Source organism: Hyphomicrobium sp. (genome assembly GCF_019744875.1).
Lineage (GTDB): Bacteria > Pseudomonadota > Alphaproteobacteria > Rhizobiales > Hyphomicrobiaceae > Hyphomicrobium_C.
The window spans coordinates 1-25,084 of sequence record NZ_JAIETU010000006.1; the positions used below are offsets into that span (position 1 = coordinate 1).

The 25,084-nt window shown below is 64.2% G+C and carries 24 protein-coding genes and 2 rRNA genes; 19 read left to right on the forward strand and 7 right to left on the reverse strand.

Annotation, left to right across the window (positions count from 1 at the left end; translation table 11 throughout):
• The 3 genes from K2Y42_RS15105 to K2Y42_RS15115 form a co-directional block, all read left to right on the forward strand.
• A 23S ribosomal RNA gene (locus K2Y42_RS15105) occupies window positions 1-986 on the forward strand; the annotation flags it as partial.
• 153 nt (window positions 987-1,139) lie between these two features.
• A 5S ribosomal RNA gene (gene rrf, locus K2Y42_RS15110) occupies window positions 1,140-1,254 on the forward strand.
• A gap of 215 nt (window positions 1,255-1,469) precedes the next feature.
• Window positions 1,470-1,871, forward strand: coding sequence for a hypothetical protein (locus K2Y42_RS15115; RefSeq protein ID WP_291154083.1), 402 nt, complete (start codon window positions 1,470-1,472; stop codon window positions 1,869-1,871).
• 21 nt (window positions 1,872-1,892) lie between these two features.
• Here K2Y42_RS15115 and K2Y42_RS15120 read toward each other — a convergent pair whose 3' ends face one another.
• On the reverse strand, window positions 1,893-2,258 hold the full coding sequence (locus K2Y42_RS15120; protein WP_291154085.1) for a hypothetical protein: 366 nt from the start codon (window positions 2,256-2,258) through the stop codon (window positions 1,893-1,895).
• Between the two features lie 114 nt (window positions 2,259-2,372).
• Between K2Y42_RS15120 and msrA the strand changes: the two genes are divergently transcribed.
• Both msrA and K2Y42_RS15130 read left to right on the forward strand, forming a co-directional pair.
• Window positions 2,373-3,038, forward strand: a complete 666-nt coding sequence (gene msrA, locus K2Y42_RS15125) for a peptide-methionine (S)-S-oxide reductase MsrA (protein ID WP_291154087.1) — start codon at window positions 2,373-2,375, stop codon at window positions 3,036-3,038.
• Window positions 3,039-3,278: 240 nt separating this feature from the next.
• Complete coding sequence (locus tag K2Y42_RS15130; protein ID WP_291154089.1) at window positions 3,279-3,527, forward strand: hypothetical protein; 249 nt, start codon at window positions 3,279-3,281, stop codon at window positions 3,525-3,527.
• A 105-nt stretch (window positions 3,528-3,632) separates the two neighbouring features.
• Here K2Y42_RS15130 and K2Y42_RS15135 read toward each other — a convergent pair whose 3' ends face one another.
• Complete coding sequence (locus K2Y42_RS15135) at window positions 3,633-5,195, reverse strand: glycosyltransferase (RefSeq protein ID WP_291154091.1); 1,563 nt, start codon at window positions 5,193-5,195, stop codon at window positions 3,633-3,635.
• A 125-nt stretch (window positions 5,196-5,320) separates the two neighbouring features.
• Between K2Y42_RS15135 and K2Y42_RS15140 the strand changes: the two genes are divergently transcribed.
• The 4 genes from K2Y42_RS15140 to K2Y42_RS15155 all read left to right on the forward strand — a co-directional run bounded on the left by K2Y42_RS15140 (window position 5,321) and on the right by K2Y42_RS15155 (window position 9,006).
• The gene (locus K2Y42_RS15140) at window positions 5,321-6,214 is read left to right on the forward strand and encodes a transporter substrate-binding domain-containing protein (protein WP_291154093.1); all 894 of its coding nucleotides are present in this window, start codon (window positions 5,321-5,323) and stop codon (window positions 6,212-6,214) included.
• Window positions 6,215-6,450: 236 nt separating this feature from the next.
• Window positions 6,451-7,248 (forward strand): UDP-2,3-diacylglucosamine diphosphatase, encoded by a 798-nt coding sequence (locus tag K2Y42_RS15145; protein ID WP_291154095.1) that lies wholly within the window; start codon window positions 6,451-6,453, stop codon window positions 7,246-7,248.
• The gene (locus tag K2Y42_RS15150; protein ID WP_291154097.1) at window positions 7,248-8,309 is read left to right on the forward strand and encodes a glycosyltransferase family 1 protein; all 1,062 of its coding nucleotides are present in this window, start codon (window positions 7,248-7,250) and stop codon (window positions 8,307-8,309) included. Before K2Y42_RS15145 ends, K2Y42_RS15150 begins: the two co-directional genes overlap by 1 nt.
• Window positions 8,310-8,514: 205 nt before the next feature.
• Window positions 8,515-9,006, forward strand: coding sequence for a hypothetical protein (locus K2Y42_RS15155; RefSeq protein WP_291154099.1), 492 nt, complete (start codon window positions 8,515-8,517; stop codon window positions 9,004-9,006).
• A 51-nt stretch (window positions 9,007-9,057) separates the two neighbouring features.
• Here the strand turns inward: K2Y42_RS15155 and infA are convergent, their stop codons facing one another.
• Together infA and K2Y42_RS15165 are read right to left on the reverse strand one after the other, a co-directional pair.
• The gene (gene infA / locus K2Y42_RS15160) at window positions 9,058-9,339 is read right to left on the reverse strand and encodes a translation initiation factor IF-1 (RefSeq protein ID WP_291154101.1); all 282 of its coding nucleotides are present in this window, start codon (window positions 9,337-9,339) and stop codon (window positions 9,058-9,060) included.
• 93 nt (window positions 9,340-9,432) lie between these two features.
• Window positions 9,433-9,639, reverse strand: a complete 207-nt coding sequence (locus tag K2Y42_RS15165) for a cold-shock protein (RefSeq protein WP_020084059.1) — start codon at window positions 9,637-9,639, stop codon at window positions 9,433-9,435.
• Window positions 9,640-10,319: 680 nt separating this feature from the next.
• Between K2Y42_RS15165 and rpmI the strand changes: the two genes are divergently transcribed.
• The 7 genes from rpmI to K2Y42_RS15200 all read left to right on the forward strand — a co-directional run bounded on the left by rpmI (window position 10,320) and on the right by K2Y42_RS15200 (window position 17,302).
• Window positions 10,320-10,520, forward strand: coding sequence for a 50S ribosomal protein L35 (gene rpmI / locus K2Y42_RS15170; protein ID WP_291154105.1), 201 nt, complete (start codon window positions 10,320-10,322; stop codon window positions 10,518-10,520).
• Window positions 10,521-10,562: 42 nt separating this feature from the next.
• Window positions 10,563-10,931, forward strand: coding sequence for a 50S ribosomal protein L20 (rplT, locus tag K2Y42_RS15175; RefSeq protein ID WP_291154106.1), 369 nt, complete (start codon window positions 10,563-10,565; stop codon window positions 10,929-10,931).
• A gap of 339 nt (window positions 10,932-11,270) precedes the next feature.
• Window positions 11,271-12,356, forward strand: a complete 1,086-nt coding sequence (pheS, locus tag K2Y42_RS15180; protein WP_291154108.1) for a phenylalanine--tRNA ligase subunit alpha — start codon at window positions 11,271-11,273, stop codon at window positions 12,354-12,356.
• A gap of 141 nt (window positions 12,357-12,497) precedes the next feature.
• Window positions 12,498-14,930, forward strand: coding sequence for a phenylalanine--tRNA ligase subunit beta (pheT, locus tag K2Y42_RS15185; protein ID WP_291154109.1), 2,433 nt, complete (start codon window positions 12,498-12,500; stop codon window positions 14,928-14,930).
• Between the two features lie 103 nt (window positions 14,931-15,033).
• Window positions 15,034-16,413, forward strand: a complete 1,380-nt coding sequence (locus tag K2Y42_RS15190) for an NAD(P)/FAD-dependent oxidoreductase (protein WP_291154111.1) — start codon at window positions 15,034-15,036, stop codon at window positions 16,411-16,413.
• A 49-nt stretch (window positions 16,414-16,462) separates the two neighbouring features.
• Window positions 16,463-16,900 carry a GFA family protein gene (locus K2Y42_RS15195; RefSeq protein WP_291154113.1) on the forward strand — a complete coding sequence of 146 codons (438 nt, stop codon included), beginning with the start codon at window positions 16,463-16,465 and terminating at the stop codon, window positions 16,898-16,900.
• 114 nt (window positions 16,901-17,014) lie between these two features.
• Window positions 17,015-17,302 carry a hypothetical protein gene (locus tag K2Y42_RS15200; protein WP_291154115.1) on the forward strand — a complete coding sequence of 96 codons (288 nt, stop codon included), beginning with the start codon at window positions 17,015-17,017 and terminating at the stop codon, window positions 17,300-17,302.
• A 12-nt stretch (window positions 17,303-17,314) separates the two neighbouring features.
• On the opposite strand, the gene K2Y42_RS15205 is transcribed toward K2Y42_RS15200, so the two are convergent.
• The gene (locus K2Y42_RS15205; RefSeq protein ID WP_291154117.1) at window positions 17,315-18,709 is read right to left on the reverse strand and encodes a YiiX/YebB-like N1pC/P60 family cysteine hydrolase; all 1,395 of its coding nucleotides are present in this window, start codon (window positions 18,707-18,709) and stop codon (window positions 17,315-17,317) included.
• 105 nt (window positions 18,710-18,814) lie between these two features.
• Window positions 18,815-20,287 (reverse strand): lytic murein transglycosylase, encoded by a 1,473-nt coding sequence (locus tag K2Y42_RS15210; protein WP_291154119.1) that lies wholly within the window; start codon window positions 20,285-20,287, stop codon window positions 18,815-18,817.
• 234 nt (window positions 20,288-20,521) lie between these two features.
• On the opposite strand from K2Y42_RS15210, the gene lepA reads away from it, so the two are divergent.
• The 3 genes from lepA (at window position 20,522) to K2Y42_RS15225 (ending at window position 23,479) form a co-directional block, all read left to right on the forward strand.
• Window positions 20,522-22,324, forward strand: a complete 1,803-nt coding sequence (gene lepA, locus K2Y42_RS15215; RefSeq protein WP_291154120.1) for a translation elongation factor 4 — start codon at window positions 20,522-20,524, stop codon at window positions 22,322-22,324.
• A gap of 19 nt (window positions 22,325-22,343) precedes the next feature.
• Window positions 22,344-22,898, forward strand: coding sequence for a hypothetical protein (locus K2Y42_RS15220; RefSeq protein WP_291154121.1), 555 nt, complete (start codon window positions 22,344-22,346; stop codon window positions 22,896-22,898).
• A 134-nt stretch (window positions 22,899-23,032) separates the two neighbouring features.
• The gene (locus K2Y42_RS15225; protein WP_291154122.1) at window positions 23,033-23,479 is read left to right on the forward strand and encodes a nuclear transport factor 2 family protein; all 447 of its coding nucleotides are present in this window, start codon (window positions 23,033-23,035) and stop codon (window positions 23,477-23,479) included.
• A gap of 26 nt (window positions 23,480-23,505) precedes the next feature.
• Here the strand turns inward: K2Y42_RS15225 and K2Y42_RS15230 are convergent, their stop codons facing one another.
• A complete protein-coding gene (locus K2Y42_RS15230) occupies window positions 23,506-24,786 on the reverse strand; it encodes a DUF2130 domain-containing protein (protein WP_291154123.1) in 1,281 nt (426 codons plus the stop codon).
• Window positions 24,787-25,084 lie beyond the last annotated feature (298 nt).

The window sequence follows — 25,084 nt, forward strand, 5'->3', positions numbered from 1 at the left end:
GGCGGCCGTAACTATAACGGTCCTAAGGTAGCGAAATTCCTTGTCGGGTAAGTTCCGACCTGCACGAATGGCGTAACGACTTCCCCACTGTCTCCAGCACACACTCAGTGAAATTGAATTCCCCGTGAAGATGCGGGGTTCCTGCGGTTAGACGGAAAGACCCCGTGCACCTTTACTGTAGCTTTACACTGGCAATCGTGTTTGCATGTGTAGGATAGGTGGTAGGCTTAGAAACCGGGGCGCCAGCTCTGGTGGAGCCGCAATGTGAAATACCACCCTTATGAACATGGTTGTCTAACCGCGGACCGTTATCCGGTCCCGGGACATTGTATGGTAGGCAGTTTGACTGGGGCGGTCGCCTCCTAAATTGTAACGGAGGCGTGCGAAGGTGGGCTCAGGTTGGTCGGAAATCAACCGTCGAGTGCAATGGCATAAGCCCGCCTGACTGCGAGACTGACAAGTCGAGCAGAGACGAAAGTCGGCCATAGTGATCCGGTGGTTCTGTGTGGAAGGGCCATCGCTCAACGAATAAAAGGTACGCCGGGGATAACAGGCTGATGATTCCCAAGAGTCCATATCGACGGAATCGTTTGGCACCTCGATGTCGGCTCATCTCATCCTGGGGCTGGAGCAGGTCCCAAGGGTATGGCTGTTCGCCATTTAAAGAGGTACGTGAGCTGGGTTCAGAACGTCGCGAGACAGTTCGGTCCCTATCTGCCGTAGGTGTAGGAGAATTGAGAGGATCTGACTCTAGTACGAGAGGACCGAGTTGGACGCACCTCTGGTGGACCTGTTGTCGCGCCAGCGGCACAGCAGGGTAGCTATGTGCGGACGGGATAACCGCTGAAGGCATCTAAGCGGGAAACCCACCTCGAAACGAGTTCTCCCTTGAGAACCGTGGTAGACCACCACGTTGATAGGCCAGGTGTGGAAGTGCGGCAACGCATGTAGCTTACTGGTACTAATCGTTCGATTGAACTTCGATCGCTCTCATTAAGCAATGCTCATCGTAATCGCTCACGCTGCGATCGGCGCGCTAAACCGCGCCCGCAGCACCGCGAGGGCGGCAAATGCCGCCTCGATGAGCGTAGGAAAATGCACGAAAGACCCAGAATTCATTCACATCACGCTTTCGCCGACCTGGTGATTATGGCGGGGTGGCTGCACCCGATCCCATTCCGAACTCGGCCGTGAAACGCCCCAGCGCCAATGGTACTTCGTCTTAAGACGCGGGAGAGTAGGTCGTCGCCAGGTCTGCCAAAGCGTGCTGTGAATACCAATTCGAATTCATCAAATCCTCTTCACATCGTCGATCATGCGCCGCCCAGGCTTACGTCTGGGCGGCGTTTTGCGTTTCGGGCGCACGGGGTTTCTGGGCATCGTGTTAGCCGTGCCGCGCACGACGTCTTGGAAGTCGCTCCGACTGGTGACATTCTGTGTTCCGATCGCGATGATCCGGAGCCTGTGCCATGCCTCAGAATGTCGTCGTTTTCGAGCGGCTGATGTACGCGTCGGTGTGCATTGCGCTGCTCAATCTCATTCTCGATGGGTCGCGCCAGGCTGCGATGCCGGAAATTGAGGCGCTCGGCGGCATGGCATTCGTGGCCGGCGTCGTGCTGGCGACGCTTGGGATCATTCTGCTTCTGATCTGGTTGATCGTACGCAAGCGCAAGAACTGGGCGCGGATGCTGTTTGCGGCGATGTTCGTGCTCGGGCTATGGCCGACAATCCAGAATATTTCGATGCTGCTCGAGGCAAGCCCGCTCGTTGCGCTTCTTAGCGTGGCGCAGATCGTCATTCAGGGCGCGGCGCTCTTCTTCATTTTCACCGGGGATGCGCCGCGGTGGTTCGAGGCGCCCAAGCCGGCTTAAGAGAACTCGCTTTTGCGCGCGCTATAACGCCGCGAGCCCGCAGAGGCCGACGATGGCTGCCAGCGACAGGACGGTCGAGATGTTGATGTCGCCGAACTCGTGGACGCGAATCTCACGGATGACCTCCGGGCCGGCCTGAACCGTGACGCGAGGATCGGGCTCGCGGGCCCGAACCCAGTTCCAAAAGAACCGGCCGAACGATTGCGTGCGCCGCCAGATCTCGAAAGGCGCGCGGCGCCACCCATATTTCATTCCATAGATCACGACAATGAGGACGGCGATCTGAAGCAGGGTCGAAACCCAGCCGCCGATCAGGAACCAGATCAGCGCCCAAACGACTCCGGCGGCGGTCAGCAGCGCAGAGGCGAGCCAAGCGATGATGTCCATGACGTCCTCTGAGCCTTGCGGCGGGTGGTTGCCGAAATCGTGATGGGTGACGTGTGAAACGCGGAACGCTGCGGTTCGTACTAGGATCACATGCGTAATCAGTCAGGTAAGACAATGCTGTTCTCAAGAAAAAAGACCGAACTGCCGACGTCCGACACGGCTCTCGTGGGCCGGCCGACGCCGCTTTCCACGGCGGAGGAGCATTTCATCTTCGGGCGGCCGCTCAAGGGTCCCTACCCGGCCGGGCTCGAGGTTGCGATGTTCGGCATGGGCTGCTTCTGGGGTGTCGAGCGCAAGTTCTGGGAGCTCGGCGCCGGTATCTGGGTGACGGCGGTGGGGTACGCGGGCGGGTTTACGCCGAACGCGACCTATGAAGAGGTGTGCACGGGGCGGACCGGGCACAACGAAGTGGTGCTGGTGGTCTTCGATCCGGCCGTGATCTCTTACGAGCGGCTGCTCAAGACGTTCTGGGAGAGCCACAACCCCACCCAGGGCATGCGCCAGGGGAATGACGTCGGAACGCAGTATCGATCTGGAATTTATGTGTTTTCCGATGAGCAGGCAGCGGCTGCGGAGCAGTCCAAGGCCGCCTACCAGCGCAATCTGACGGCGGCCGGGTTTGGTGCGATCACGACCGAGATCCTGCCGGCGCCGGAATTCTACTTCGCCGAGGACTATCATCAGCAGTATCTCGCCAAGGTCCCGCACGGCTATTGCGGGCTCGGCGGCACGGGCGTGACCTGCGCGCTGCCGACGGGTGTCGCGGCGGGGCCAATCTGAGGCAGTTTGGCGCGGAGCTCTATGATCGCGCTCGGCGATCGTCAGATATGTGAAAAATATCAGATAAGCTTTTCAAGAAACGCAGCAATTCTGTCGTTCTTACGACATCCTGCCGGGGGAAATTCGCGGCCTCCGGGCCACAGGATTAACTTTCGTTGCCGGGAACTTTTCGCGCTGCACAATTCGGCCCTTATTGTGCAGTGAATGGGTCGTCAGATCAAAAACAATCGAGGGCGGGCAATGAGCGTAAAGCGGGTGGTGTTGGCGTTGGGTGGTGCGGTGGTCGCAAACGTGGCCGTTGCGGAAGACTTCAAGTTGCCGCCGGAGGTCACTCCGCAGTTGCGGGCAGCGTGCGAGACGGACGTTCGTCGTCTCTGCATTGGCGCGAAGCCGACCGTCAGCAAGGTCAAGGCTTGCGTTGCGTTCAAGTATTTCCAGCTCGGCAAGAAGTGCCAGGTGGAGCTCGCGTCGCTCGGATTCGGGCGCTGAGACCCACAATCAATGGCCGGCCTGCCCCGTTGCGGGCCGACTGACGACCTGAAGGCCGCCCTGACCGGGCGGCTTTTTCATGTCTGCCGCTCTCTTTTGGTCGCGCTAGGGAAGCGGCGCGGCTGGGGTGAAGGCCGAGCGCGGGCGATGGGGCGTCTTCTCCCAGTCATAGGGCGAGGTCGCGAGCTGGTAGAGCGCGCGATAGGCGGCGATCGAGATCATCAGCCAGTAGGCGGGCATCAGGAGCGCGGAGAGCGCCAGGCGGTAGCGGCTGCGGCCGGCTACGGCGATGGCGCCCAGGGCGACGCCGGTGACGTACCCCAGCACCAGATTGGCGAAGGCGACGACGCGCACGGCATTCGAGACCGGGCCGTGTTCAAGGATGGCCCAGGGGCCGGCGGCCGCTTCCCAGATCGCGGCGGCGTAGAACCAGGGGTGTACGAGCGTCGACAGGATCAGCCCGCCCATCAGCACCTGAAGCCCCAGGAAGCGCAGCCATCCGAGATCGCGCGCTGTCGCGAGGGGACGGCGCATGTGGACCAGATATGTTTGCATCCATCCCTTGAGCCAGCGGGTGCGCTGGTTGCGCCAGGTGCGATAGTTCGCCGGCGCCTCCTCCCAGGTGGTCGAGTCCAGGACTTCGACGCGGTAGCCTTTGCGGGCGAGGCGAATGCCCAGATCCGCATCCTCCGTGACGTTGAACGGGTCCCAGCCGCCGACCTGTTCGAGGACGGCTCTCGAAAAATGGTTGGACGTGCCGCCGAGCGGGACGGGGAGGTTGAGGCGTTCGAGGGTCGGCAGGACGCAATCGAAGAGGGCGGTGTACTCGATCGCGAACTGGCGCGTGAGCCAGGTCTCGCCGTCGTTGATGACGTTGAGCCGGGCCTGCAGGCAGCCGAGGCCGGGATTGGCGGCCAGCCGCGCGGCGGCGCGCCGCAACTGGTCCGGTTCGGGGATGTCCTCGGCGTCGTAGACAACCACGAGATCGCCGGTGGCGCGGCGCAGAGCGTAGTTCAGCGCGCGCGGTTTGGTGCGAGGCTGGCCATCCGGCACGACGACCACAGAGACGTGCCCGGGGAGCGCCTGTGCTGCGACCGCCGTCCGCGTGGCGACGTCCACGTGTTCGAGAATGAGGAACACTTCCAGCCTGTCTGCCGGGTAGTCGATGCGTGCGATGGCGGCGATGAGATCGGGCACGACCGCGACTTCGTCGTAGAGCGGGATCAGAAGCGAATAGCGAGGAAGCACGGCCGGTGCTGCTGTCGGGGCAGGCTTTGCGCGATGCGCCCCTACACGGCCGAGCCGCGTGGCGGTGTGCCAGAGGGCGGCCGACTTCAAGGCGACGACGCAGAAGAACGGCACGGCAAGGATGGCCGCGAGCGCAAAAAGCGCGTGCGCGAGAGAGAGTACGGCCGTCATCATCAAAGCGACCGCGGCGCCAAACAGCGCGCGCTTCTGCCAGATCCAGGTGGGCATGCCGGCCGACAGGTCGGGCGTGGCGAGACGCAGGCTGTTGACGGCCGCATGAAGATCGCGCTTTTCGAGGCTGCCGGAGCGCTTGTGCGCGATGGACCTCGGGATCCGCTTGCTCAGCCGCGTTTGCGGCCGAAATCTCGATTGCGGCGCAAGCAGGCCAACGTGTCCGATGCCGTGAGTACGTTGATCCACGACGGATCGGTCCCCCCGAGCGGTGCCCAACGAGCGGTTCGCACAGCTCGTTCCCGTATCGATCTTGCCATAATGCTTTCGATGTTGAATAGCAGTTTGCGAAACGTTGTCGTGAGGCTCGCCGGATGTCTATCTTGACAGTGCTCTCGAACATTGCAGGCCGCGCAGTCCGATGTGCGCCTGCCGCGATGCGCCGGGCGGGATTTTCGCTGGTCTGCATCTGTGCGGCGTTCGCACCAGCGGCGCTCTCGCCCGCCGCGCTCGGACAGGAGAGCGATCCGGCGACGGTTTCGGCGGACGGGCCGACCGAGCCGCGGCGCGTGGTGATCCGCTTTCTGACCGAGGGCGAGTTTCCGCCGTTCAACTACTACGACGACGAGGGCGTGCTTTCGGGATTCAACATCGATCTCGCGCGCGCCATCTGCCTCGAGGTGGGGGCGGCCTGCGACATCAAGGTGCGCCCCTGGGAAGAGCTGCTGACGGCGCTCAAGCGCGGAGATGCGGATGCCGTCATCGCCGCCCACCGCGTCACGGCCGGCGGACTGGCCGAGGTCGACTTTTCCGATCGCTACTTCTACACGCCGGGCCGCTTCGCCGGCAAAACGGGCGAGGCGCGTCCGGACCTGCGTCCCGACGAGCTCGATGGCGTGACCATCGGCGTTGCGAAAGGCACCGCGCACGAGGCGTTCGTGCGCGCGTTCTACCGGGACAGCCGCATCGTGCTATTCGAGAATCCGGAGCTGGCGCGAGAGGCGCTACAACAGGGCAAGGTGGAGCTGATCTTCGACGACGCGATCAGCCTGGCGCTCTGGCTCAATGGCTCGCTGTCGCGGCAATGCTGCGAGTTCAAGGGCGATGCGTTCCTGGAGCCCAAGTACTTCGGCGATGGGCTGGCGATGGCGCTGCCGAGAAACGATCCACAGATCAAGATTCTGATTAACGATGCGCTCAAGAAGGTGCGTCAGAGCGGCCGGTTCCAGGAGATCGTCGAGCGCTATTTTCCGGTGCGCATTTACTAAGACGGTTTGCCGTCGCCGGCATTGGCGCGATGTTGGCGTGCCGGTTCTTGCCTCTTTTCTAGTGTGAGGAGCGGGGCGGATCGCGGCCCGTTCACCACAAAAGAGCGGGCAGCCGCGGCTTTTCAACTCTTACCGGGGACGTGCGTCCTCCCGGCTGACGCCCTGTCATACTCCTGAAATGCAAATCCCGTTGTAAGGAGCCGAGAGACCCGACTGGTGGATCGGAGGTTCTACGCATGGGGATGGACCGGACATACCGAACTCTGTTCATATCCGACGTGCATCTCGGCACGCGCTCGTCACAGGCGGATGCGCTGCTCGAGTTCCTGAAGCACACGGAAGCCGACACGATCTATCTGGTCGGCGATATCGTCGATTTCTGGCGCATCAAGCGGGGCGCCGTATGGCCCCAGTCCCACAACGACGTGCTGCAGAAGATCCTGCGCAAGGTGCGCAAGGGTACGCGCGTGGTGTTCATTCCCGGTAATCACGACGAGGGCATCCGCGACTACGCGGGCATGCATTTCGGCGGCATCGAGATCGAACGGCAGGCCATTCACACTATGGTCGACGGGCGGCGCTTCGTGGTGCTGCACGGTGACGAGTACGACGTGGTGGTGCGCTATGCGCGCTGGCTCGCGTTCCTCGGCGATCGCGGCTACGAGTTTGCGCTGTGGCTCAACTCGCCTCTGAACTTCGTGCGCCGTCATCTCGGCCTCGGGTTCTGGTCGCTCTCGGCTTACCTCAAGCATCGCGTCAAGACGGCCGTGAACTTCATCGGCGAGTTCGAGAAGGCGCTTGCTGAAGAGGCGCGCCGCCAGCACGTGGACGGCGTGATCTGCGGCCACATCCATCACGCGGCGAGCCGCGACATCGGCGGTATCCACTACATCAATACCGGCGACTGGGTGGAGAGCTGCACGGCCATCGGAGAGAAAGAGAACGGCGAAATCGAGCTGATCCGCTGGCACGACGTGGTGCGCGAGCACGCCGCCGCGACGCTGGCCGGGACCGCAGCGCTCCAGGCCGCCTAATGCGTATCCTGCTGGCGACGGATGCGTGGTCGCCGCAGATCAACGGCGTCGTGCGGACCTATCAGCGACTGCAGGCCGAGCTCAAGCGTATGGGGTGCGAGCTGGCGGTGCTGGGGCCCGGAAGCTTTCGTTGCGTGCCGTGCCCGAGCTATCCCGAAATCGGGCTGGCGCTCCCCAATCTGAAGCTGTGCGCGGACCTGATCGAGGCCGCGCAGCCGGACGCGATCCATATCGCGACCGAAGGTCCGGTCGGCTGGATGGCGCGGCGCTATTGCACGCAGCGCAGGCTTCCGTTCACGAGCAGCTTCCACACGCGATTTGCGGACTACATCAGCGCCCGGTGGCCCATTCCGGAAGCGCTGGTCTATGCGCTTCAGAGGCGCTTTCACCAGCGCAGCGCCGGCGTGATGGTGGCGACGCACAGCCTGGCGGCCGACTTGTCCGTGCGCGGCTTCCAACGCCTGATGCCCTGGACGCGCGGCGTCGACACGGAGCTTTTCAGGCCCCGCGCGGCGCGGCTGTTCGGCGATGGCCCGGTGTTTCTCTATGTCGGCCGTGTCGCGGTCGAAAAGAACATCGAAGCCTTCCTTGCCCTCGACCTGCCGGGTGTGAAGGTCGTGGTGGGCGACGGGCCGCAGCTTGGCGAGCTGCGCGCGCGCTACAGCGACGTGATTTTCACCGGTGTTCGCGAAGGCGAAGGACTTGCCGAGTGCTATGCCTCGGGAGACGTGTTCGTATTTCCGAGCCTGACCGATACCTTCGGCATGGTGATGCTGGAGGCGATGGCTTCGGGCGTGCCGATCGCGGCGTTTCCGGCCATCGGGCCGAAAGATCTTGTCACGCCCGGCGTCTCCGGCGTGCTGTCTCACGATCTCGGCGCTGCCGCGCGGAGCGCGCTCAGCCTCGATCGCGCCGCCGTGCGCGAGGCGGCCCTTGCGTTCACCTGGCAGGCGGCCGCGAAGCTTTTTCTCTCCAACATCGACAGCGCGCGCGCCAATGCGCGCGGGCGTGGCGCTCCCGCCAGCCTCGGCGTGAAACTCGCACGGCCCCGTTCAGTTTAGGCCGTCACATTTGTGTGGGACGCGCGCCGTCCTTCGTCGGAAATTCCGCTGGTCGTCGTGGTTGAATTGACTATGCTCTGCGCCTTCATCTCGATTGAACGGCGGGGGCTGACGTTCAATGCGGTTCCGCGGCAATTCCGCTGCATGTCTTGTGCTGATCGCGGCGTTCCTGATGTGTCCAGGCGCGGCGTACAGCAAATGCCGGATGAAAAATCCGGATGTCTCGATCAGCGGCATCAAGCTGACCGATCGCGACAGCGCGGTCGCGATCGTGGGCTCGGGCGCAAATCTCGTCGAGAGCGAAGAAGACCTTCCTCACGCGCGTTTCGTTTCGAAGAGCGGCTCGGAAGAGCTGGTGCTGTTCGCGGCGTTCGGGGCCGTTGAGGACGAGTACTCTGAAGTGGAAGTCAAAGCCGCCGGCGCGGAAGCGCTGGTGCTGCACGACTTGCCGATCGAGGAGTTCAAGACGGGGCGCGGGGTGGAGCTCGGAATGAGCGTCGCCGAGGTGCAGGCGCTGTTCGGGACGTGCTTCAAATCAAAAGAGAAAAACGGCGACGACCTGTTCTTCGAATATGAGATCACCGGGGCGGACCGCGATGAGGAGCTCAAGAATTTCGGGTTCCCGATCTACTACGCGGAATACGAATTCCAGAAAGGCAAGCTGACGCGTTTCCGGTTCGGGTTTGCCTATCCCTGACGCGGGCCGTCGTGACGCGCCGACCGGTCTCGGCGCGTCCGGCTTAGATGATCAACGCCGCGGACGCTGGCCGCCGCCTGGGCCCGTCGATCCCGGAGGCGGGCCGGAGCGGGCATCCTTGTGACGGAAGTTGATGCGACCCTTGGTGAGGTCGTAGGGCGTCATCTCGACCGTGACCTTGTCGCCGGCGAGAATACGAATGCGGTTCTTCTTCATTCGTCCCGACGTGTAGGCAATGACTTCATGTCCGTTGTCGAGCTTTACGCGGCAGCGGGCGTCGGGAAGCACCTCCTCCACCACACCTTCAAACTCGAGCATCTCTTCCTTCGCCATTCAATCTCCCTGGGCGATCCCGAATGTCATTCGTGCAAAAGCAACGGGGAGCAGACCCGTCCGCTCCCCGTTCATTTTCGTCTCGCTTGTAGCTTAGAGCGGACGCAGGTTCACTGCGGCGATCTTGCCGTTGCGACCACGTTCCGTCTCGTAGGCGATCTTCTGACCCTCGCGGAGAGTTTGCAGACCTGCGCGCTCCACGGCCGAGATGTGCACGAACACATCAGCCCCGCCCTCTTCAGGCTGAATGAAGCCGTATCCCTTTTGACCGTTGAACCACTTAACAGTGCCGTTAGACATTAGTGTGCCTCCAAAGCAGGTCGTCATATCCCCGGACCCGATGACCGGAGATGTCATCAAATCGCGCGATGGAGACTTTGAGTGTCAGCGTGAGGCGCTGTCGCAAGTGAACCAAGGCGTGTTCGATCGCCTTATATGAACCGCCTTTTTTATAAAGGCAAGATGTTGCGCGGTTTTGCGAGACTATGATCTGGAATCCACTGGTCTCGATGTCCAATTGAACAGCATAAGTAAATAACGATACTTCAGGAACAAGTGTCCGCATTCGCGCCAACTGTGCCGGGCGATGCTGTGTCCGCAGCGTGCGGAGTAAATTAAAGTCAGGTTTCGGGACAGAGATCTGGCGCGGCAACCTTTGTAATCTTCTTCAGGGGTTGCGAAATCTCGCTGTGAACCTGTCGGAGGCTCCACGTTACCGTTTGGAGGGGCCAAAACCCGGCAGCCAGCCTTCCCAGCCTTCCACGGGTATATTGCAATTGCTGGGGCTCGCCCGTATAAGTCCGCCCAGAGCCGCCCGGCGGGGCATGCCGTGGCGGCTTTTATGCTTTTACCATCCGCGGATTCCGCACTGAAAGCATGCTCTGCCCGCTTTGCGCCTCGGCGCGGGGCGATGCAGGGTCTGCCCGGCCATCGTTTTGGCAGGGCATGCGGACCGCTCAGAACGTCTTAAGGAGAGCCAAATGCCCAAGATGAAGACCAAGAGCGGCGCCAAAAAGCGCTTCAAGATTACTGGTACCGGCAAGGTCAAGGCCGCGGCCCAGGGCAAACGTCACGGCATGATCAAGCGTCACGCGAAGTTCATTCGCGATGCGCGCGGCACGATGGTGCTGAACGACTCTGACGCGAAAATCGTCAAGAAGTACATGCCCTACGCCCGCTAAGTCGCCCTCGTTCGCCCTCACCAGTCATAAGGAAGCTCAATCATGGCTCGCGTCAAACGCGGTGTAACCGCCCACGCCAAGCACAAGAAAGTTCTCAAGGCCGCCAAAGGCTATTACGGCCGCCGCAAGAGCACCATCCGCGTCGCCAAGCAGGCCGTCGAGAAGGCGCTGCAGTACGGCTATCGCGATCGCAAGCGCAAGAAGCGCACGTTCCGCGCGCTCTGGATCCAGCGCATCAACGCTGCCACCCGCGAACATGGCCTGACCTACGGCCGATTTATCCACGGGCTCTCGGTTGCGGGCATCGACATCGACCGCAAGGTGCTGGCGGATCTCGCCGTGCAGGATGCGGCAGCGTTCAAGGCGCTGGTCGACCAGGCTGCCGCGGCCGTCAAGAAAGCCGCCGCCTAAACTCTCGACCTCCCGGCCACGCCGGCGTGCGTCAGCCCACGACAAAGCGAAACGCGGCGGCGGAGAACTCCGCCGTCGGGGCGCGGTTGCGGTCTGGCGGTTTGCCACGGGCGTGTCCGGCCGCCGCTATCCGCCCAGTCACCGCGCGAGTTCACCGGTCTCATTCCGTGGACAGAGCGGGTTGCCTGCGGGCTGGCCGCGCGACATTCGGGATGACTTTCTCCGGCCCGCGGCTACATTTCGCGGGCCTTTGGTCACGTTCTCGTGCCTCCGGCCACATTCTCGGGCCTTTGGCCCATGCGGCCGATCGGAGCCGTCAGCAACAAAGGGGTTGTGCCCATGACAGGCACGTCGACCGGCACGTCGGAACTCGAAGCCCTTCAATCCGAGCTGCTGGCCGAAATCGCCACCGCGCAGGATCTCGCGCAGCTCGAAGCCGTGCGCGTGAAGGTGACGGGCAAGAAGGGTCCGATCGCCCAGCAGATGTCCAAGCTCGCGACGCTGCCTGCCGAGGAGCGCAAGGCGTTCGGGGCGGCCAACAACGCCGTCAAAGCGGTGGTGACGCAGTCGCTCGAAGCGCGCCGCGCCGATCTCGAAGAAGCAGCTCTCGAAGCGCGCCTCGCGCATGAACGCGCCGACGTGACGCTGCCCGTGCGGCCGGGGCCGGAAGCGCTGGGGCGCATCCATCCCGTGAGCCAGGTTTTCGACGAGTGCGTCGAGATTTTCGCCGATCTCGGGTTCGACGTGGCCGAGGGGCCGGATATCGAAACCGACGAGATGAACTTCGGCAAGCTCAACATCCCGGCCGAGCATCCCGCGCGCCAGGAACACGACACGTTCTATTTCCCGCCGAAGCCCGACGGGTCGCGCCTGCTTTTGCGCACGCACACGAGCCCGGTGCAGATCCGAACGATGCAGAACCGCCGCCCGCCGATCCGCATCATCGCGCCGGGGCGCGTCTATCGCTGCGACAGCGACCAGACGCATACGCCGATGTTCCATCAGATCGAAGGGCTCGTCATCGACGAGACCACGCACATGGGGCACCTCAAGTGGGTGCTGGAAGAGTTCTGCAAGGCGTTCTTCGAGGTTTCCGACGTGAAGATGCGCTTCCGCGCGTCGCATTTTCCCTTCACGGAACCCTCGATGGAAGTCGATATCGGCGCTGAGGCGATCGGCAAGCCGGGCCAGTGGCTGGAAATTCTCGGCTGCGGGATGGTGCATCCGAACGTGCTCATCAACTGCGGGCTCGATCCGGAGAAGTACCAGGGCTTCGCGTTCGGCATGGGCCTCGACCGGCTGACGATGCTGAAGTACGGCGTGCCGGATCTGCGCGCCTTCTTCTCCGCCGACCTGCGCTGGCTGCGCCACTACGGTTTTTCCGTGCTCGATACGCCAACGCTGGGCGGCGGGCTTTCGGGCTGATTGAGTGAGACGATTGAGGGCGCGGCCCTCTCTTCTCGAGGGGCGACACCCCCGAGAAGCGACCGTTGGGCTTCGCCCCACCCCTAACCTCTCCCCACAAGGGGGAGGGGAACAGCACTGTCTGGTCAGAGGTTTCGACCCATGAAGTTCACGCTTAGCTGGCTCAAGGATCATCTTCGGACCAAGGCGTCGGTCGAGGAGATCGCGACCAAGCTTTCGGCCATCGGGCTCGAAGTGGAAAGCGTCGAGGATCCGGCCGCGAAGCTCGGCGCGTTCCGCGTCGCGCGCATCGTGGAAGCCAAGCGCCATCCGAATGCCGACAAGCTGCAGATCGTGCAGGTCGAGGTCGAAAAGGGCCAGCCGCTGTTTGAGGTCGTGTGCGGGGCGCCCAACGCGCGCGCGGGCATGATCAGCGTGTTCGCGCCGCTCGGCACCTACATTCCTGGATCCAAGATTACGCTCGAGAAGAAGCCGGTGCGCGGCGTCGTCTCGAACGGCATGATGTGCTCGGCGGCTGAGCTTGAGCTTGCTACCGATAGCGAGGGCATTCTCGATCTGCCGGCCGACATGGCCGAGCACATCGGCGGCCGCTACATCGATGCCGCCGGCCTCAACGATCCGGTGTTCGAAGTGAAGCTGACGCCGAACCGGCCGGATTGCACGGGCGTGCGCGGCATCGCGCGCGATCTGGCGGCGGCAGGCGTGGGCGAGCTCAAGGATGAGAAGACCATTTCGGGCGTCGAAGGCGGCTTCGACAACCCGGTCGCGATCAAGCTCGATTTCGCGAAGGATGCCGCGGACGCGTGTCCGGCGTTTGCCGCCCGCCTCATCAAGGGCGTTTCGAACGGCCCGTCGCCGGACTGGATGCAGGCTCGCCTCAAGGCGGTCGGGCTGCGCCCGATCAACGCGCTCGTGGACGTGACGAACTACATCAGCCAGGATCGCGGCCGGCCGCTGCATGTCTATGACGCCGACAAGCTCAAGGGCGCGGTGCGGGCGCGCCTCGGCAAGGACGGCGAGACGTTCCAGGGCCTCGACGGCAAGGACCACACGGTCGACAGCACGATGTGCGTGATCGCCGACGACAGGGGGCCGCTTGGCCTTGGCGGCGTCATCGGCGGAGAGGCGTCCGGTTCGACGGAGGCCACGACGAACGTGCTCATCGAGAGCGCGTATTTCGATCCGCTGCGGACGGCTTCGACCGGGCGCAAGACCGGGCTCGTCACGGACGCGCGTTACCGGTTCGAGCGCGGCGTCGATCCGCAAAGCGTGCTGCCGGGGCTCGATCTCGCAACGCAGATGATCCTGAAAATCTGCGGCGGCAAGCCCTCGAAGGCGACGCTGGCGGGCAAGGTGCCGGACACGAAGCGCTGCATCATTTTCGATCTCGACCGCGTCGAGAAGCTGTCCGGTCTGGCGCTGCCGGCGGAAGAGATCACGACCATTCTCGAGACGCTCGGCTGCGTGCTGGTCGGCGAAGGCAAAGTGTTCGAAGTGACGCCGCCGTCGTGGCGCCCGGACATTCACGGCGCGGCGGATCTCGTGGAAGAGGTCGTGCGCATTGCCGGCATCGAGCGGATTCCGGCGACGCCGTTGCCGCGCACGAGCGGCATTGCGCGCGCCGTGCTGACGGACCGGCAGAAGCGCGCGCGCAAGGTGCGCCGTCTGCTGGCCGCGCGTGGGCTCGTGGAGGCCGTGACGTGGTCGTTCCTGCCCAAGGCGCAGGCCGAGGCGTTCGGCGACGGGGCCACGCTGGTGGAGCTGGCCAATCCGATTTCCGTTGATCTGGCCGTCATGCGCCCGAACCTGTTGCCGGGTCTGCTGACGGCTGTCGAGCGCAACCGCAATCGCGGCATTGCCGACGTGGCGCTGTTCGAACTCGGGCAGGCCTATCGCGGTGAAGCCCCCGACGATCAGTTCGTGGCGGCCGCGGGTGTGCGCGCCGGTACGGCCGGTGTTTCGGGCGGCGGGCGGCACTGGGACGGTAAGGCGGCGGACGTGTCTGCGTTCGATGCCAAGGCCGACGCACTGGCGGTGATCGCGGCGCTGGGGGGCGATGCCTCCAAGGCGCAGATCACGCGGGACGCGCCCGCTTGGTTCCACCCCGGCCGGTCGGGCACGTTGCGGCTTGGGCCGAAGACGGTGCTCGCGCATTTTGGCGAGATCAATCCGCGCACGCTTGCCGCGCTCGATGTGGCGGCGCCTGTCGTGGCGTTCCAGGTGTTCCTGGATGCTGCGCCGGCCGATAAGAAAAAGAGCCGGGCGAAGCCCGCGCTGGGGCAGTCCGATCTGCTGCCGGTGCGCCGCGATTTCGCTTTCGTGCTGGATCGCGGCGTCAACGCGGGCGACGTGGTGCGGGCGGCGTTGGGCGCGGACAAGGCGCTGATCTCGGGCGTCACCGTGTTCGACGTGTTCGAGGGCGGTGCGCTGGCTGCTGAAGGCAAGAAGTCCGTCGCCATCGAAGTGACGCTGCAGCCTTCGGCCGAGACGCTGACGGACAAGGACATCGAGGCGATCGCCCAGAAGGTGGTCGCGGACGTGAAGAAGGCGACGGGTGGCGAAATCCGGAGCTAGGTGAAGCGGCGGGCGATGGAGCCGGCGATGGATATTCGGTCGCGCGAGGGCCGTAAATCCTGGTAAGAGACTGCGCCGTCGGATCAAGTGCGGGAGACACGAGATGGTTGCGGACGTAACGACCGGACAGAACGCAGAACCACTTGTTCTGCCGAAGCCCAGCTTGCCTCACATCATCATCGTCGGAGGCGGGGCTGGGGGGCTGGAGCTCGCGACCGCCCTCGGCAAGAAGCTCGGCCGTGACGGCTGGTTCCACAAGCGCTCGGCTGCGATCACGCTCGTCGATCGGTCGCGCACGCACATCTGGAAGCCGCTGCTGCATGAAATCGCCGCGGGCAGCATGGACGTCGATCGCCACGAGGTCGAGTACATGGCGCAAGGCCATTGGCACGGCTTCAAGTATCGCTACGGCGAGATGATCGGTCTCGACCGGGCCAAGAAGCTCGTGCACCTGGCGCGGACCGTCGACGAGGACGGGCGCGAGGTGACGCCGGACCGCTGGCTGCCTTACGACACGCTCGTGATCGCCGTCGGCAGCGTGTCGAATGATTTCGGCGTGCCCGGCGCAAAGGAGCATGCGCTCATGCTCGATACGCCGGAGGAAGCCGAGCGCTTCAACCGCCGCCTCATCAACGCTTGCGTGCGGGCGAACACACAGTCGGGGCCGATCCGGCCCGAGCAGCTTCACGTGTCGATCATCGGCGCGGGTGCGACGGGAACCGAACTCTCGGCCGAACTGCATGGTACGGCGCGCGGCGTGGTGGCGTTCGGGCTCGACAAGATCGATCCCGAGAAGGACATCAAGATCACGCTGATCGAGGCTGCGGACCGGGTCGTGCCGGCGCTGCCGCCGCGCGTTTCGGCGGCGACGTCCGACATTCTCAAGAAGCTCAATGTCGACATCCGCACGAGCGCGCGCGTGACCGAAGTCACGTCGACCGGCGTCAAGCTCGCGAACGGCGATTTCGTGCCGTCGGAGCTCGTGGTGTGGGCGGCGGGCGTGAAGGGCCCGGACGTGCTGGCCAAGCTCGATGGGCTCGAGGTCAGCCGGTCCAACCAGCTCGTCGTCAAGGAGACGCTCGAGACGACGATCGATCCCAACATCTTCGCGTTCGGCGATTGCGCCTATCTCGTGCCGCCGGGCGAGACGCATGCCATTCCGCCGCGTGCGCAGGCGGCGCATCAGGAAGCCAGTCACCTCGTCAAGCAGATCAAGGCGCGCCTTGCGGGTCAGCCGCTCAAGCCGTTCAAGTATCGCGACTTCGGCTCGCTGGTTTCGCTCGGTCACTATTCGACGGTCGGCAGCCTGATGGGGTTCGTGACGGGCCGGAAAATGCTCATTGAGGGCTTCGTCGCCAAGCTCATGTACCGCTCGCTCTACAAAATGCACGAGACAGCGCTGCATGGTTACTGGAAGGTTACGCTGGATACCCTGTCGCGACTGCTGACGCGCCGCACGGAGCCGCACGTCAAGCTGCACTAATCGCGCGACTGAGGGTTGCGCGCCCGGGCCGATCGGAAGCGAGGTCGTGATGGCCGATGCAGTGGAAGCCGAAGGCGGGTGTCTTTGCGGGGCCGTGCGCTTCAAGGTGTCCGGCGCGCCGATCCGCATGGCGCAGTGCCATTGCCGCGATTGCCAGCGCGCTTCGGGGACGGGGCATATGTCGAACGCGATTTTTCGCGCCGACGACGTGACGGTGACCGGCCAGACCGCGAGCTACGACAGCACGGCCGACAGCGGCAACGTGCTGACGCGCCATTTCTGCCCGACCTGCGGGGGGCGCCTGTTTCTCACCGTCAATGCGCGGCCCGGCATGATCGTGATGGCTGCCGGCGCATTCGACGACAGCAACTGGTTCGAGCCGGAGATCGTTCTCTACACGAAGAGCCGGCCGCATTGGGACCTGACGACCGACACGGTTCCCAACTTCGAGGCCGCGCCCCCGCCGCGCAAGCCGGCTGCCTCGTAAACGGGGCGCTCGAGCGGGGATCCGTAAAATTTTACGGGCAACTTGAACGGGACATTGAAAGTGGGCTGATAGATTTTCTCCACGGGCCGAGAGTGCCCGATGGAGGACGCGCTCATGTGCGAGCTCAGCATCATCTTGACGTTCGTGCTTGCCCACATCGTGGCGTGGTCGGCGCAGGGCGGCGGCTGGCGCGGCGCGGCACGGGCGCCGTTCGTCGTGTTCGTGCCGGCCTTGGCGCTGATCCTGCTCCAGGCCGTGTTCTTCGATTCCTACGCCAACCTGGGTCTCAAGCTCGGGACGCTGCTGAGCTGGGAAGTTCTGTACTTCTTCTGCTACGTCACGCTTCGCGTCGCGCTGCGCAGCGATGGCGGCGAGGGCCAGTCCCAAGCCGGGCAGAGCTAGACTCGTACCGCTTCAAACCTTGCCGCGCAGGTAGCCGATTTGGCCGCCCGAGACTTCGCGCAGCTTTTCCAGATGGACCAGCATGTCGCGCGGATGAAGCGGGAAGCCCGTCATCTTGACGCTATCCTCGTCAAGGGCGGTGAGCGCGGGCATGACTTCCTCGGCCGATTTGTGGAGCATGACGATGGTGGCGACGCAGGCGCGGCTCATGTTGCGCGGCACCTTGGGCATGGCGCTTGCGATCAGCGCCTTGCTGCGGTCCGACAGATAGCTCGACAGGCGGCCGAACACGGCGATGAGCGTGACGAACAGGGTTTCCTTGAATTTGTAGCCGCGCGTTTCCATCCACTCGAAGAACTTGGTCATGACCATGTCCTGGCGGCGCAGCCCCGGCGTCAGGCGATAGTCCTGCCATTCCGCCACGAGATCGAACCGCGGGTCGAGATCGATGTCGCCGGGGGCGAACGTTTCCTTGGCGCGGACGCCGATGCTCTTGAAGAACGCCTTGTTGCGCTTATCGAAGCGCGTCTTGAACATCGGCAGCTGCAGGGCGCCGCCGGTTGCGTCGGCGTAGGCCTGCGAGACGAGCTTGGCACAGAACAGCGTGCGGCGGCCTTTGAGGCGCATCGTGAAGTCATAGGGGATGTGGCGGGCCTCGCCCGTCTTGGTGGCGTGGATGCGGTCGTAGGCGAGCTTGGCGGCGCGGGCGGCGACGGCGGGGTCTTTGGACCGGTACAGCACGGCGCGGCCAAGCCCATGGTGCAGGACGTCTTCGAGCGTGTTGATGACGGAGCCGTCCTCGATCAGCGCTTCCACGACCCAGTTCTGGCCGTTCGGATCGATGTAGATGATGGCGATGTGGCTGAACTGGCTGTCGACGTCGCCGATGCGGGCGATGGCGGCGCTGTTGTGGGCGCTGCCGCGCATGAGGAGGAGGTCGCCCGACTGGAAGGGAATGTTGCGGCCGTCGGCGTAGGCGGGGTGGACCAGAGTGTTCCAGTTCCTGCCGGAAAAGCCGCGTGCGCTCTTTTCGCCGGGAGCGAGGCGGGCGTTGCCGGAGGCGACCTCGCCCAGCATGTCGGAGGCGTTGCGGGTGATGCGGAAGACGTTGCGGAGCGCGATCTCGGCGGGACGGGCGAGGAGGCCCGCTTCCTTCCATTCTCCGATCCGGTCGCGCATGCGCATCCGGGCTGCGAAGAGGCCGTGCATCAGGCGGGGAGCGGCCTCGGCGACTTCAGCCGGGTCGGCGTTCGCAAAGCCCGTTTCGAACAGCGCGCTGTAGAGGCCGCGAAGGCTGGTTTCCAGCTCGTGCGTGCTGACGTAGGCCTTGCCGGCCACGGCATCGAACTCTGCGAGCAGGTCATTGAATCCGGAGATGCTCGATCCGGCGACATTGGTACGCTGCACGGCCCCTACTCCCTCCGCGCGCGGCGGTGCCGCGCGGTTACCCCCGCGCATTGATAGAATCGGATCCCGGGCGGGTAAAGCGTTCCGCCAGAGACGCCGCCTGCCTTAGCCTCCGTGCATCGCCGCCAGAAGCTCGGGTGTCGGATAGGAGTCCGCCGGCAGATTGTATTTCAGCTGCATGGCCTTGATGGCCTGGCGGCTCTTCAATCCGATCAGCCCGTCGATCTCGCCGACGTCGAACCCGCGCGCGGTCAGCATGCGCTGGAGATCCTTGGCCTCGTCGATGCTGAGTGTCGGGATGCCTTCGCGGCCCCGGCGCATGGGCGGCGCGCCGTCGATGCGCGTCGCGAGATAGGCGGCCGTGACGGCGTAGTTGAGCGACTGGTTCCACTGCAGATAGACGTCGAAGTTGGGGTAAGCCAGGAACGCGGGCCCGAAGCGGCCCATCGGCAGGATGAGGGACGCGGGCATCGCATCGGCGGGCAGCGGCGAACCGTCGGCCAGGGTCACGCCCCACTGGCCCCACTTGGTGCGCGGGTGCTTGATGGTGAGATCTGACTGGTCCCACGGCATCTGGGCCGGCACGCGGACCTCTTGCAGCCACGGCTCGTTCGGCCGCCAGCCAAGGTGGGCCATGTAGTTGGCGGTGGTGCCGATGATGTCGGTGGCGTTGGAGAACAGGTTGGGGCGGCCGTCGCCGTCATAGTCGATGGCGTGCTCGAGGTAGCGGGTCGGCAGGAACTGCGTCTGGCCGATTTCGCCGGCCCAGGAGCCGATCATCGTGTCGACGGTCATGTCGCCGCGCTCGATGATCTGAAGGGCGGCCTTCAGCTCGTCGCGGAACATCGGCCCGCGCCGGCAATCGTAGGCGAGCGTGACCAGCGAGCGCATGATGGGCAGCTTGCCCATGCCGGCGCCGAAGTCGCTTTCGAGCGCCCAGAAGCCGGTGATGACCGAGGGCGCCACGCCGTACTGCTTCACGGCGCGGTCGAACGTCGCGCGGTTGCGCTCGATCTGCGCGCGCCCGTTGGTCACCCGGTTCGGGGTGGCGAGCTTGGCCGAGAAGTCGAGGAAGCTCTGGGCAAAAAAGCCCTGGCGTCGGTCGCGGGAGATGACGCTCTGGTCCGGTGTCATGCCGTCGAGAACGGAAGAAATGACGCGCGGGCTGATGCCTTCGGCGGCGGCTTCACGGCGGAAGTCGCGCATCCAGGAATCGAAGCTCCACGTGGTCTTGCAGTTGCGCGGCGCCGGCGGCGGGGGCAGGCCCTTGGTCGAGACGCGGCCCGGGGTGCCCGGGGCGGCAGCGGGTGTTGCGGGCGCAGCGGCAGTAGCGGCGGGAGGCGGGGTTGCGTTGACCGGGGCGGACTTGGCGTTGGCTGGGGCGGCGGGTGGCGGCGTTACGCCATTGGCGGCAGCGTCGGGCAGGGGAGCTGCGGGGGGAGGCGCTTTTTTCTGGGGCTTGGGTTTCGGCGTCTCGGTCGGGCCGAACTCGATGCCTCCGGAGACTGCGGGATCGTGCGGGGTGGACAGGGCAATCGTCACGGCAACAGCGGCAGCAAAAAACGGGGCAAAGCGCATTTTCGATCCATCCGGCTCGTTTGTCGCCGCCACTCATGCCGACCGTTATGGCGCCGTCAAGACAAAGGGCGCCGCGGCGTCCCCTCAGGGCGCGCGATACGCGGCCAAGGTACGGTTAAATACAACAATTCCAAAGGGACGCAGGAGCGGGTATGGAAGGCGCGGTCGATGGCCGCCCCCGAGGGGCCCCCAACGCCCTTTTGCCCTGTCTCCCGAGGTGATAAGCACGCGCGCATGACCGATACCTCATTGATCCGCAACTTCTCCATCATCGCCCATATCGATCACGGCAAGTCGACGCTGTCGGACCGGCTGATCCAGCTTTGCGGCAACGTGACCAACCGCGAGATGAAGGAGCAGATCCTCGACTCGATGGACATCGAGCGCGAGCGCGGCATCACCATCAAGGCGCAGACCGTGCGCCTCGACTACAAGCACACGGACGGCAAGATCTATCAGCTCAACCTGATGGACACGCCCGGCCACGTGGACTTCGCCTATGAGGTGTCGCGCAGCCTGGCCGCCTGCGAGGGCGCGGTGCTGGTCGTGGACGCGAGCCAGGGCGTGGAAGCCCAGACGCTCGCCAACGTCTATCAGGCGCTCGACAACAACCTCGAAATCCTGCCCGTCCTCAACAAGGTCGATCTGCCCTCGGCTGACGAAGACCGGGTCAAGCAGCAGATCGAAGACGTGATCGGTATCGATGCATCCGAGGCCGTCGGCGTCTCCGCCAAGACGGGCCTCAATGTGCAGGCCGTGCTGGAAGCCATCGTCGAGCGCCTGCCGCCGCCCAAAGGCGACGCGTCGAAGCCGCTCAAGGCCATGCTCGTCGATAGCTGGTACGACGCCTACCTCGGCGTCGTCGTTCTCGTGCGCATCATCGACGGCACGCTGAAGCGCGGCCAGAAGGTCATGATGATGGCGACGGACGGCCACTATCAGGTGGAGCGCGTCGGCATCTTCCGGCCCAAGCAGGAAATGCTGGCGGAACTCGGCCCGGGTGAGGTCGGCTTCTTCACTGCGGCGATCAAGGAAGTGGCCGACACGCGCGTCGGCGACACGGTGACGGACGAGAAGAACCCGACCCCCGAACCGCTGCCGGGCTTCAAGCCTGCGCAACCGGTGGTGTTCTGCGGTCTCTTCCCAGTCGATGCGGCCGACTTCGAAGACCTGCGCGACGCCATGGGGCGCCTGCGCCTCAACGACGCGAGCTTCTCGTTCGAGGCGGAAAGCTCGGCGGCGTTGGGCTTCGGCTTCCGCTGCGGCTTCCTCGGCCTGCTGCATCTCGAAATCATCACCGAGCGTCTCGAGCGCGAGTTCAACCTCGACCTCATCACGACGGCGCCGTCGGTCATCTACAACATCCACATGACCGACGGGTCGATCACCCAGCTGCACAACCCGGCGGACATGCCGGATACCGTGCGCATCGATCACATCGAGGAGCCGTGGATCGAAGCGACCATCCTGGTGCCGGACGAGTATCTCGGCGCGGTGCTCAAACTCTGCCAGGACCGGCGCGGCCGCCAGAAGCAGCTCACCTATGTCGGCACGCGCGCCATGCTCATCTACGAGCTGCCGCTCAACGAAGTGGTGTTCGATTTCTACGACCGGCTGAAGTCGGTGTCGCGCGGCTATGCCTCGTTCGACTACCAGATCAAGGGTTACGAGGAGAACGAGCTGGTCAAGCTGTCGATCCTCGTCAACGATGAGCCGGTCGATGCGCTGTCCATGATCGTGCACCGCACGCGCGCTGAAAGCCGTGGCCGGTCGATGTGCGAAAAGCTCAAGGAGCTGATCCGCCCGCATCTGTTCAAGATCCCGATCCAGGCGGCCATCGGCGGCAAGGTGATCGCGCGCGAGACGATCAGCGCGTTGCGCAAGGACGTGATCGCCAAGTGCTACGGCGGCGACATCACGCGTAAACGCAAGCTGCTCGACAAGCAGAAGGCCGGCAAGAAGAAGATGCGCGAGTTCGGCAAGGTCGAAATTCCGCAGGAAGCCTTCATCGCGGCGCTCAAGATGGACGAGAACTGAGGTAAGGGCGCCGCGCTCCATGTCGATTGTCGACGCGAATTACCGGTTTATCGCGGCCGCGCAGGAGGCAAATGCTCGCATTGCGCAGAGGCAGCAGTCGCTCGCGCTCTACGTCACCATCGTGCTGTCGCTGCTGGCCGCGCTGGTGGCGCTGGGGAATGGGCACGCGGGCAGCGCGTCACGGGCGGCGTGGCTGCTGCTCGGATTTCCGCTTGCGTCTCTCTGCCTCGTGTTCCTGAACTACAAGTCCGAGGCGGCGCTGACGAACCTGCGGAGCTTTCTGTCGGAGCTCGAGCAGCTCGGCAACGCCCACGAGCGGCTGCCGAGCTTCAACACGGATGCGCGGTGGACGCTAGCCGCCAACAAGGCGCGCAAGTTTCACGACATCGCGTCGGCCGTGCTGGCGGCGGGCGCGCATAGCATCGGGATCGCGGTCGTCAACACGGCGCCTGTAGCCGGTTCTGAAACGCTCATGCTCTCGGCTGTGACAGCGGCGGCCGGTGTTGCGGTCACGATTGCGCTTCTGATCGTGCCGCGCTGGCGGTATCAGCCGGCTGCCCGACCGGCTGCGTAACGCGGCTTCGGCCGTCACGCGGCGCGCAACATCACCGTTACTCCGGTGCTAACTATAGCTTGACCATGAAAGGCGGGTTGACCAAACCTGCGGACTGATCGATCGTTGTGCTGATCTACCTGTCCGGAGGGCCGATGTCTCGTGACGAGGAGATTGCGGTTTTCCGCCTCGCGGTTCGCAATTGGAGCGAACAGAATTTCGAGGGTACCGTTGCGCTGCTGGCCGACGATGTCGTCCACACCGTCAACGTGGATGCGCTTGAGATCCCCTGGGTGTCGAGCGCCGCGGGCAAAGCGGAGGTGGTGGCGAGGCTCCAGCTCATCGCCGCGACCTTTGCGGTCGATGCGTTCGTGATCGACAGCCTCAGCTACGTCGATGGCGAGATCCGCGCGACCATTCTCGTCTACCACATGCATCGCAAAACGCGGGAGCGGCTGGATACCAAAGTCCGGTTTCGCGTGCGCGTGAAAAATGGGCGGCTCGTGCGGATCGACGAGTTTCTCGATGCCGCCTACATCGATGCTTTCCAGAGGTTCGTGACTTACATCGAGCAAAGCGCGGAAGAGGCCGGGCTGGGCTGAGTTTCCCCAGTCCAGCCCGCAGTTCGTTACTCGGCGGCCGTGTCGTAGGCGTCGGCCTCAAGCATCGGCAATGACAGCGCATCGATCTCTTCGAGCACCTTGCCCGCGATGCCCTGCACGTCGCCGTACATGCCGGCGGTCGAGTCGACGACGATGCGGATCTGTGCCTCGCGCTTCGCCCACTGCTTGGTCATCCATTTGCGCTCGCGGTCGAGATCCGCCTGCATGTCGTTGAACTTCTCGATGATCGCTTCGACGCGGTGACGGAAACGGGGGCCGGTGAGGTAGTCGTACACCAGCTCCATCTTCGTCTCCTGGCCTTCGCGGGCATGGCGCGCAGACGCCAATTCCAGCAGCGACTGGCGCAGCGCGAGGGCCACGGGAACCGCGCAGCGCGGCTCAGCGACCCAGACGCCATCGATCAGGTCGAAGGCGGTGACGTCTTTGGGCAGGGCGTTGGAAATAATGAGCGCGAAGTCGGCTTTGGCGCGGCGCTGATCCTCGCGGAGCTTGGCGAGCCAGCCGTCGCTCCAGTTCTTGGTGCGCTTCAACTCCCAGAGAATGGTGCCACACGCCTGGTCGAACGGCCCGAGCACGCGATGCAGCACGTCGCCGCCGAACTCGCCCTTCGGCACCGGCTCAATCAGGTCACGTGGGAAGCGGGCGCGCAGCGTCTGCTCGAGCTCAAGCTCCAGGGCCTCGCCCTGCAACTGCTGCGAGCCCTGCTCGGCCTTGCGCTTCAGGTCTTCGATCTGGCGCTGCATGGAGGACATCTGCTCCTCCTTTTCGAGCAGGCGGAGCTTGAGGCCTTCCTCAGCCTCCTGCTTGGCCTTGTCGCGCACGGAGGACAGCGATTCCTGCACCTTCTTTTCGATGGTCAGGTCCATCTCGCGGCGAGCGTCGTCCAGCTCGCGCTGCTTGCGGATCAGCTCGGCCTGGGCCTTCTGGGCTTCGGCCAGCTTGCCTTCGCGCTCACGCAACACGCCCTGCAGGTCCAGGAACTGCCTGTTCATCTGGTCGAGATCGGAGGCTGCGAGCTGCTTTGCCTTGCGGCTTTCCTCCGCGACGATGGCCTCGCGCTCGATGGCGACCTGCTCGGCCACGTGCTCGGCAACGGCGGCCTTCTCCTTGGCCAGCAGGGCCTGCTGGCGGGCGATCTCGCCTTCGCGCTTGGCGACCTCGGCGTCCTTTTGGGCCATCGCATGCTCGAACTTCTGGCGCGTGGCCGCGAGCATCGGAGCGGCGAGCTGCTCCGTGAGCTTGATTTCGGTCGAGCAGTTCGGGCACTTGATGGCGGGCTCGGTCATGGGTGGTCCTTCACTCTGCGATGTCGAAGCGGACTCGCGAATCCTCGATGCCTCAGCGGAACGCTCGTTGGAGCGGGCCGTGAGGGCAAGGGATCCAGACTGTCTGCGAGTCGATGTTCTCTAAATGTTCTCACCCTTTCCCCTTCCGGTCAACAGCATTTTGCTGGCCGGGTGCGGATGCAAGCCTGGGCCACGCAGGGCCGCTTGGCGGAGCATCGGTTTTTCGCGAGCGGGGCCAGTGGCCTGCCAGTCCGTCGGGGGTGGGCCTGAGAGGCGGATGCGTGCCGTGAGTGCGACG

Bases quoted from the DNA above. Each gene is read 5' to 3' on its own strand.
- K2Y42_RS15225 (WP_291154122.1), top strand. From the start codon at position 23,033: ATGTCTCGTGACGAGGAGATTGCGGTTTTCCGCCTCGCGGTTCGCAAT.
- pheT (WP_291154109.1), top strand. From the start codon at position 12,498: ATGAAGTTCACGCTTAGCTGGCTCAAGGATCATCTTCGGACCAAGGCG.
- pheS (WP_291154108.1), top strand. From the start codon at position 11,271: ATGACAGGCACGTCGACCGGCACGTCGGAACTCGAAGCCCTTCAATCC.
- infA (WP_291154101.1), bottom strand. From the start codon at position 9,339: ATGGCGAAGGAAGAGATGCTCGAGTTTGAAGGTGTGGTGGAGGAGGTG.
- K2Y42_RS15150 (WP_291154097.1), top strand. From the start codon at position 7,248: ATGCGTATCCTGCTGGCGACGGATGCGTGGTCGCCGCAGATCAACGGC.
- K2Y42_RS15165 (WP_020084059.1), bottom strand. From the start codon at position 9,639: ATGTCTAACGGCACTGTTAAGTGGTTCAACGGTCAAAAGGGATACGGC.
- lepA (WP_291154120.1), top strand. From the start codon at position 20,522: ATGACCGATACCTCATTGATCCGCAACTTCTCCATCATCGCCCATATC.
- K2Y42_RS15115 (WP_291154083.1), top strand. From the start codon at position 1,470: ATGCCTCAGAATGTCGTCGTTTTCGAGCGGCTGATGTACGCGTCGGTG.
- K2Y42_RS15200 (WP_291154115.1), top strand. From the start codon at position 17,015: ATGTGCGAGCTCAGCATCATCTTGACGTTCGTGCTTGCCCACATCGTG.
- rpmI (WP_291154105.1), top strand. From the start codon at position 10,320: ATGCCCAAGATGAAGACCAAGAGCGGCGCCAAAAAGCGCTTCAAGATT.
- rplT (WP_291154106.1), top strand. From the start codon at position 10,563: ATGGCTCGCGTCAAACGCGGTGTAACCGCCCACGCCAAGCACAAGAAA.
- K2Y42_RS15210 (WP_291154119.1), bottom strand. From the start codon at position 20,287: ATGCGCTTTGCCCCGTTTTTTGCTGCCGCTGTTGCCGTGACGATTGCC.
- K2Y42_RS15155 (WP_291154099.1), top strand. From the start codon at position 8,515: ATGAAAAATCCGGATGTCTCGATCAGCGGCATCAAGCTGACCGATCGC.
- msrA (WP_291154087.1), top strand. From the start codon at position 2,373: ATGCTGTTCTCAAGAAAAAAGACCGAACTGCCGACGTCCGACACGGCT.
- K2Y42_RS15190 (WP_291154111.1), top strand. From the start codon at position 15,034: ATGGTTGCGGACGTAACGACCGGACAGAACGCAGAACCACTTGTTCTG.
- K2Y42_RS15220 (WP_291154121.1), top strand. From the start codon at position 22,344: ATGTCGATTGTCGACGCGAATTACCGGTTTATCGCGGCCGCGCAGGAG.
- K2Y42_RS15140 (WP_291154093.1), top strand. From the start codon at position 5,321: ATGTCTATCTTGACAGTGCTCTCGAACATTGCAGGCCGCGCAGTCCGA.
- K2Y42_RS15145 (WP_291154095.1), top strand. From the start codon at position 6,451: ATGGGGATGGACCGGACATACCGAACTCTGTTCATATCCGACGTGCAT.
- K2Y42_RS15120 (WP_291154085.1), bottom strand. From the start codon at position 2,258: ATGGACATCATCGCTTGGCTCGCCTCTGCGCTGCTGACCGCCGCCGGA.
- K2Y42_RS15195 (WP_291154113.1), top strand. From the start codon at position 16,463: ATGGCCGATGCAGTGGAAGCCGAAGGCGGGTGTCTTTGCGGGGCCGTG.
- K2Y42_RS15130 (WP_291154089.1), top strand. From the start codon at position 3,279: ATGAGCGTAAAGCGGGTGGTGTTGGCGTTGGGTGGTGCGGTGGTCGCA.
- K2Y42_RS15230 (WP_291154123.1), bottom strand. From the start codon at position 24,786: ATGACCGAGCCCGCCATCAAGTGCCCGAACTGCTCGACCGAAATCAAG.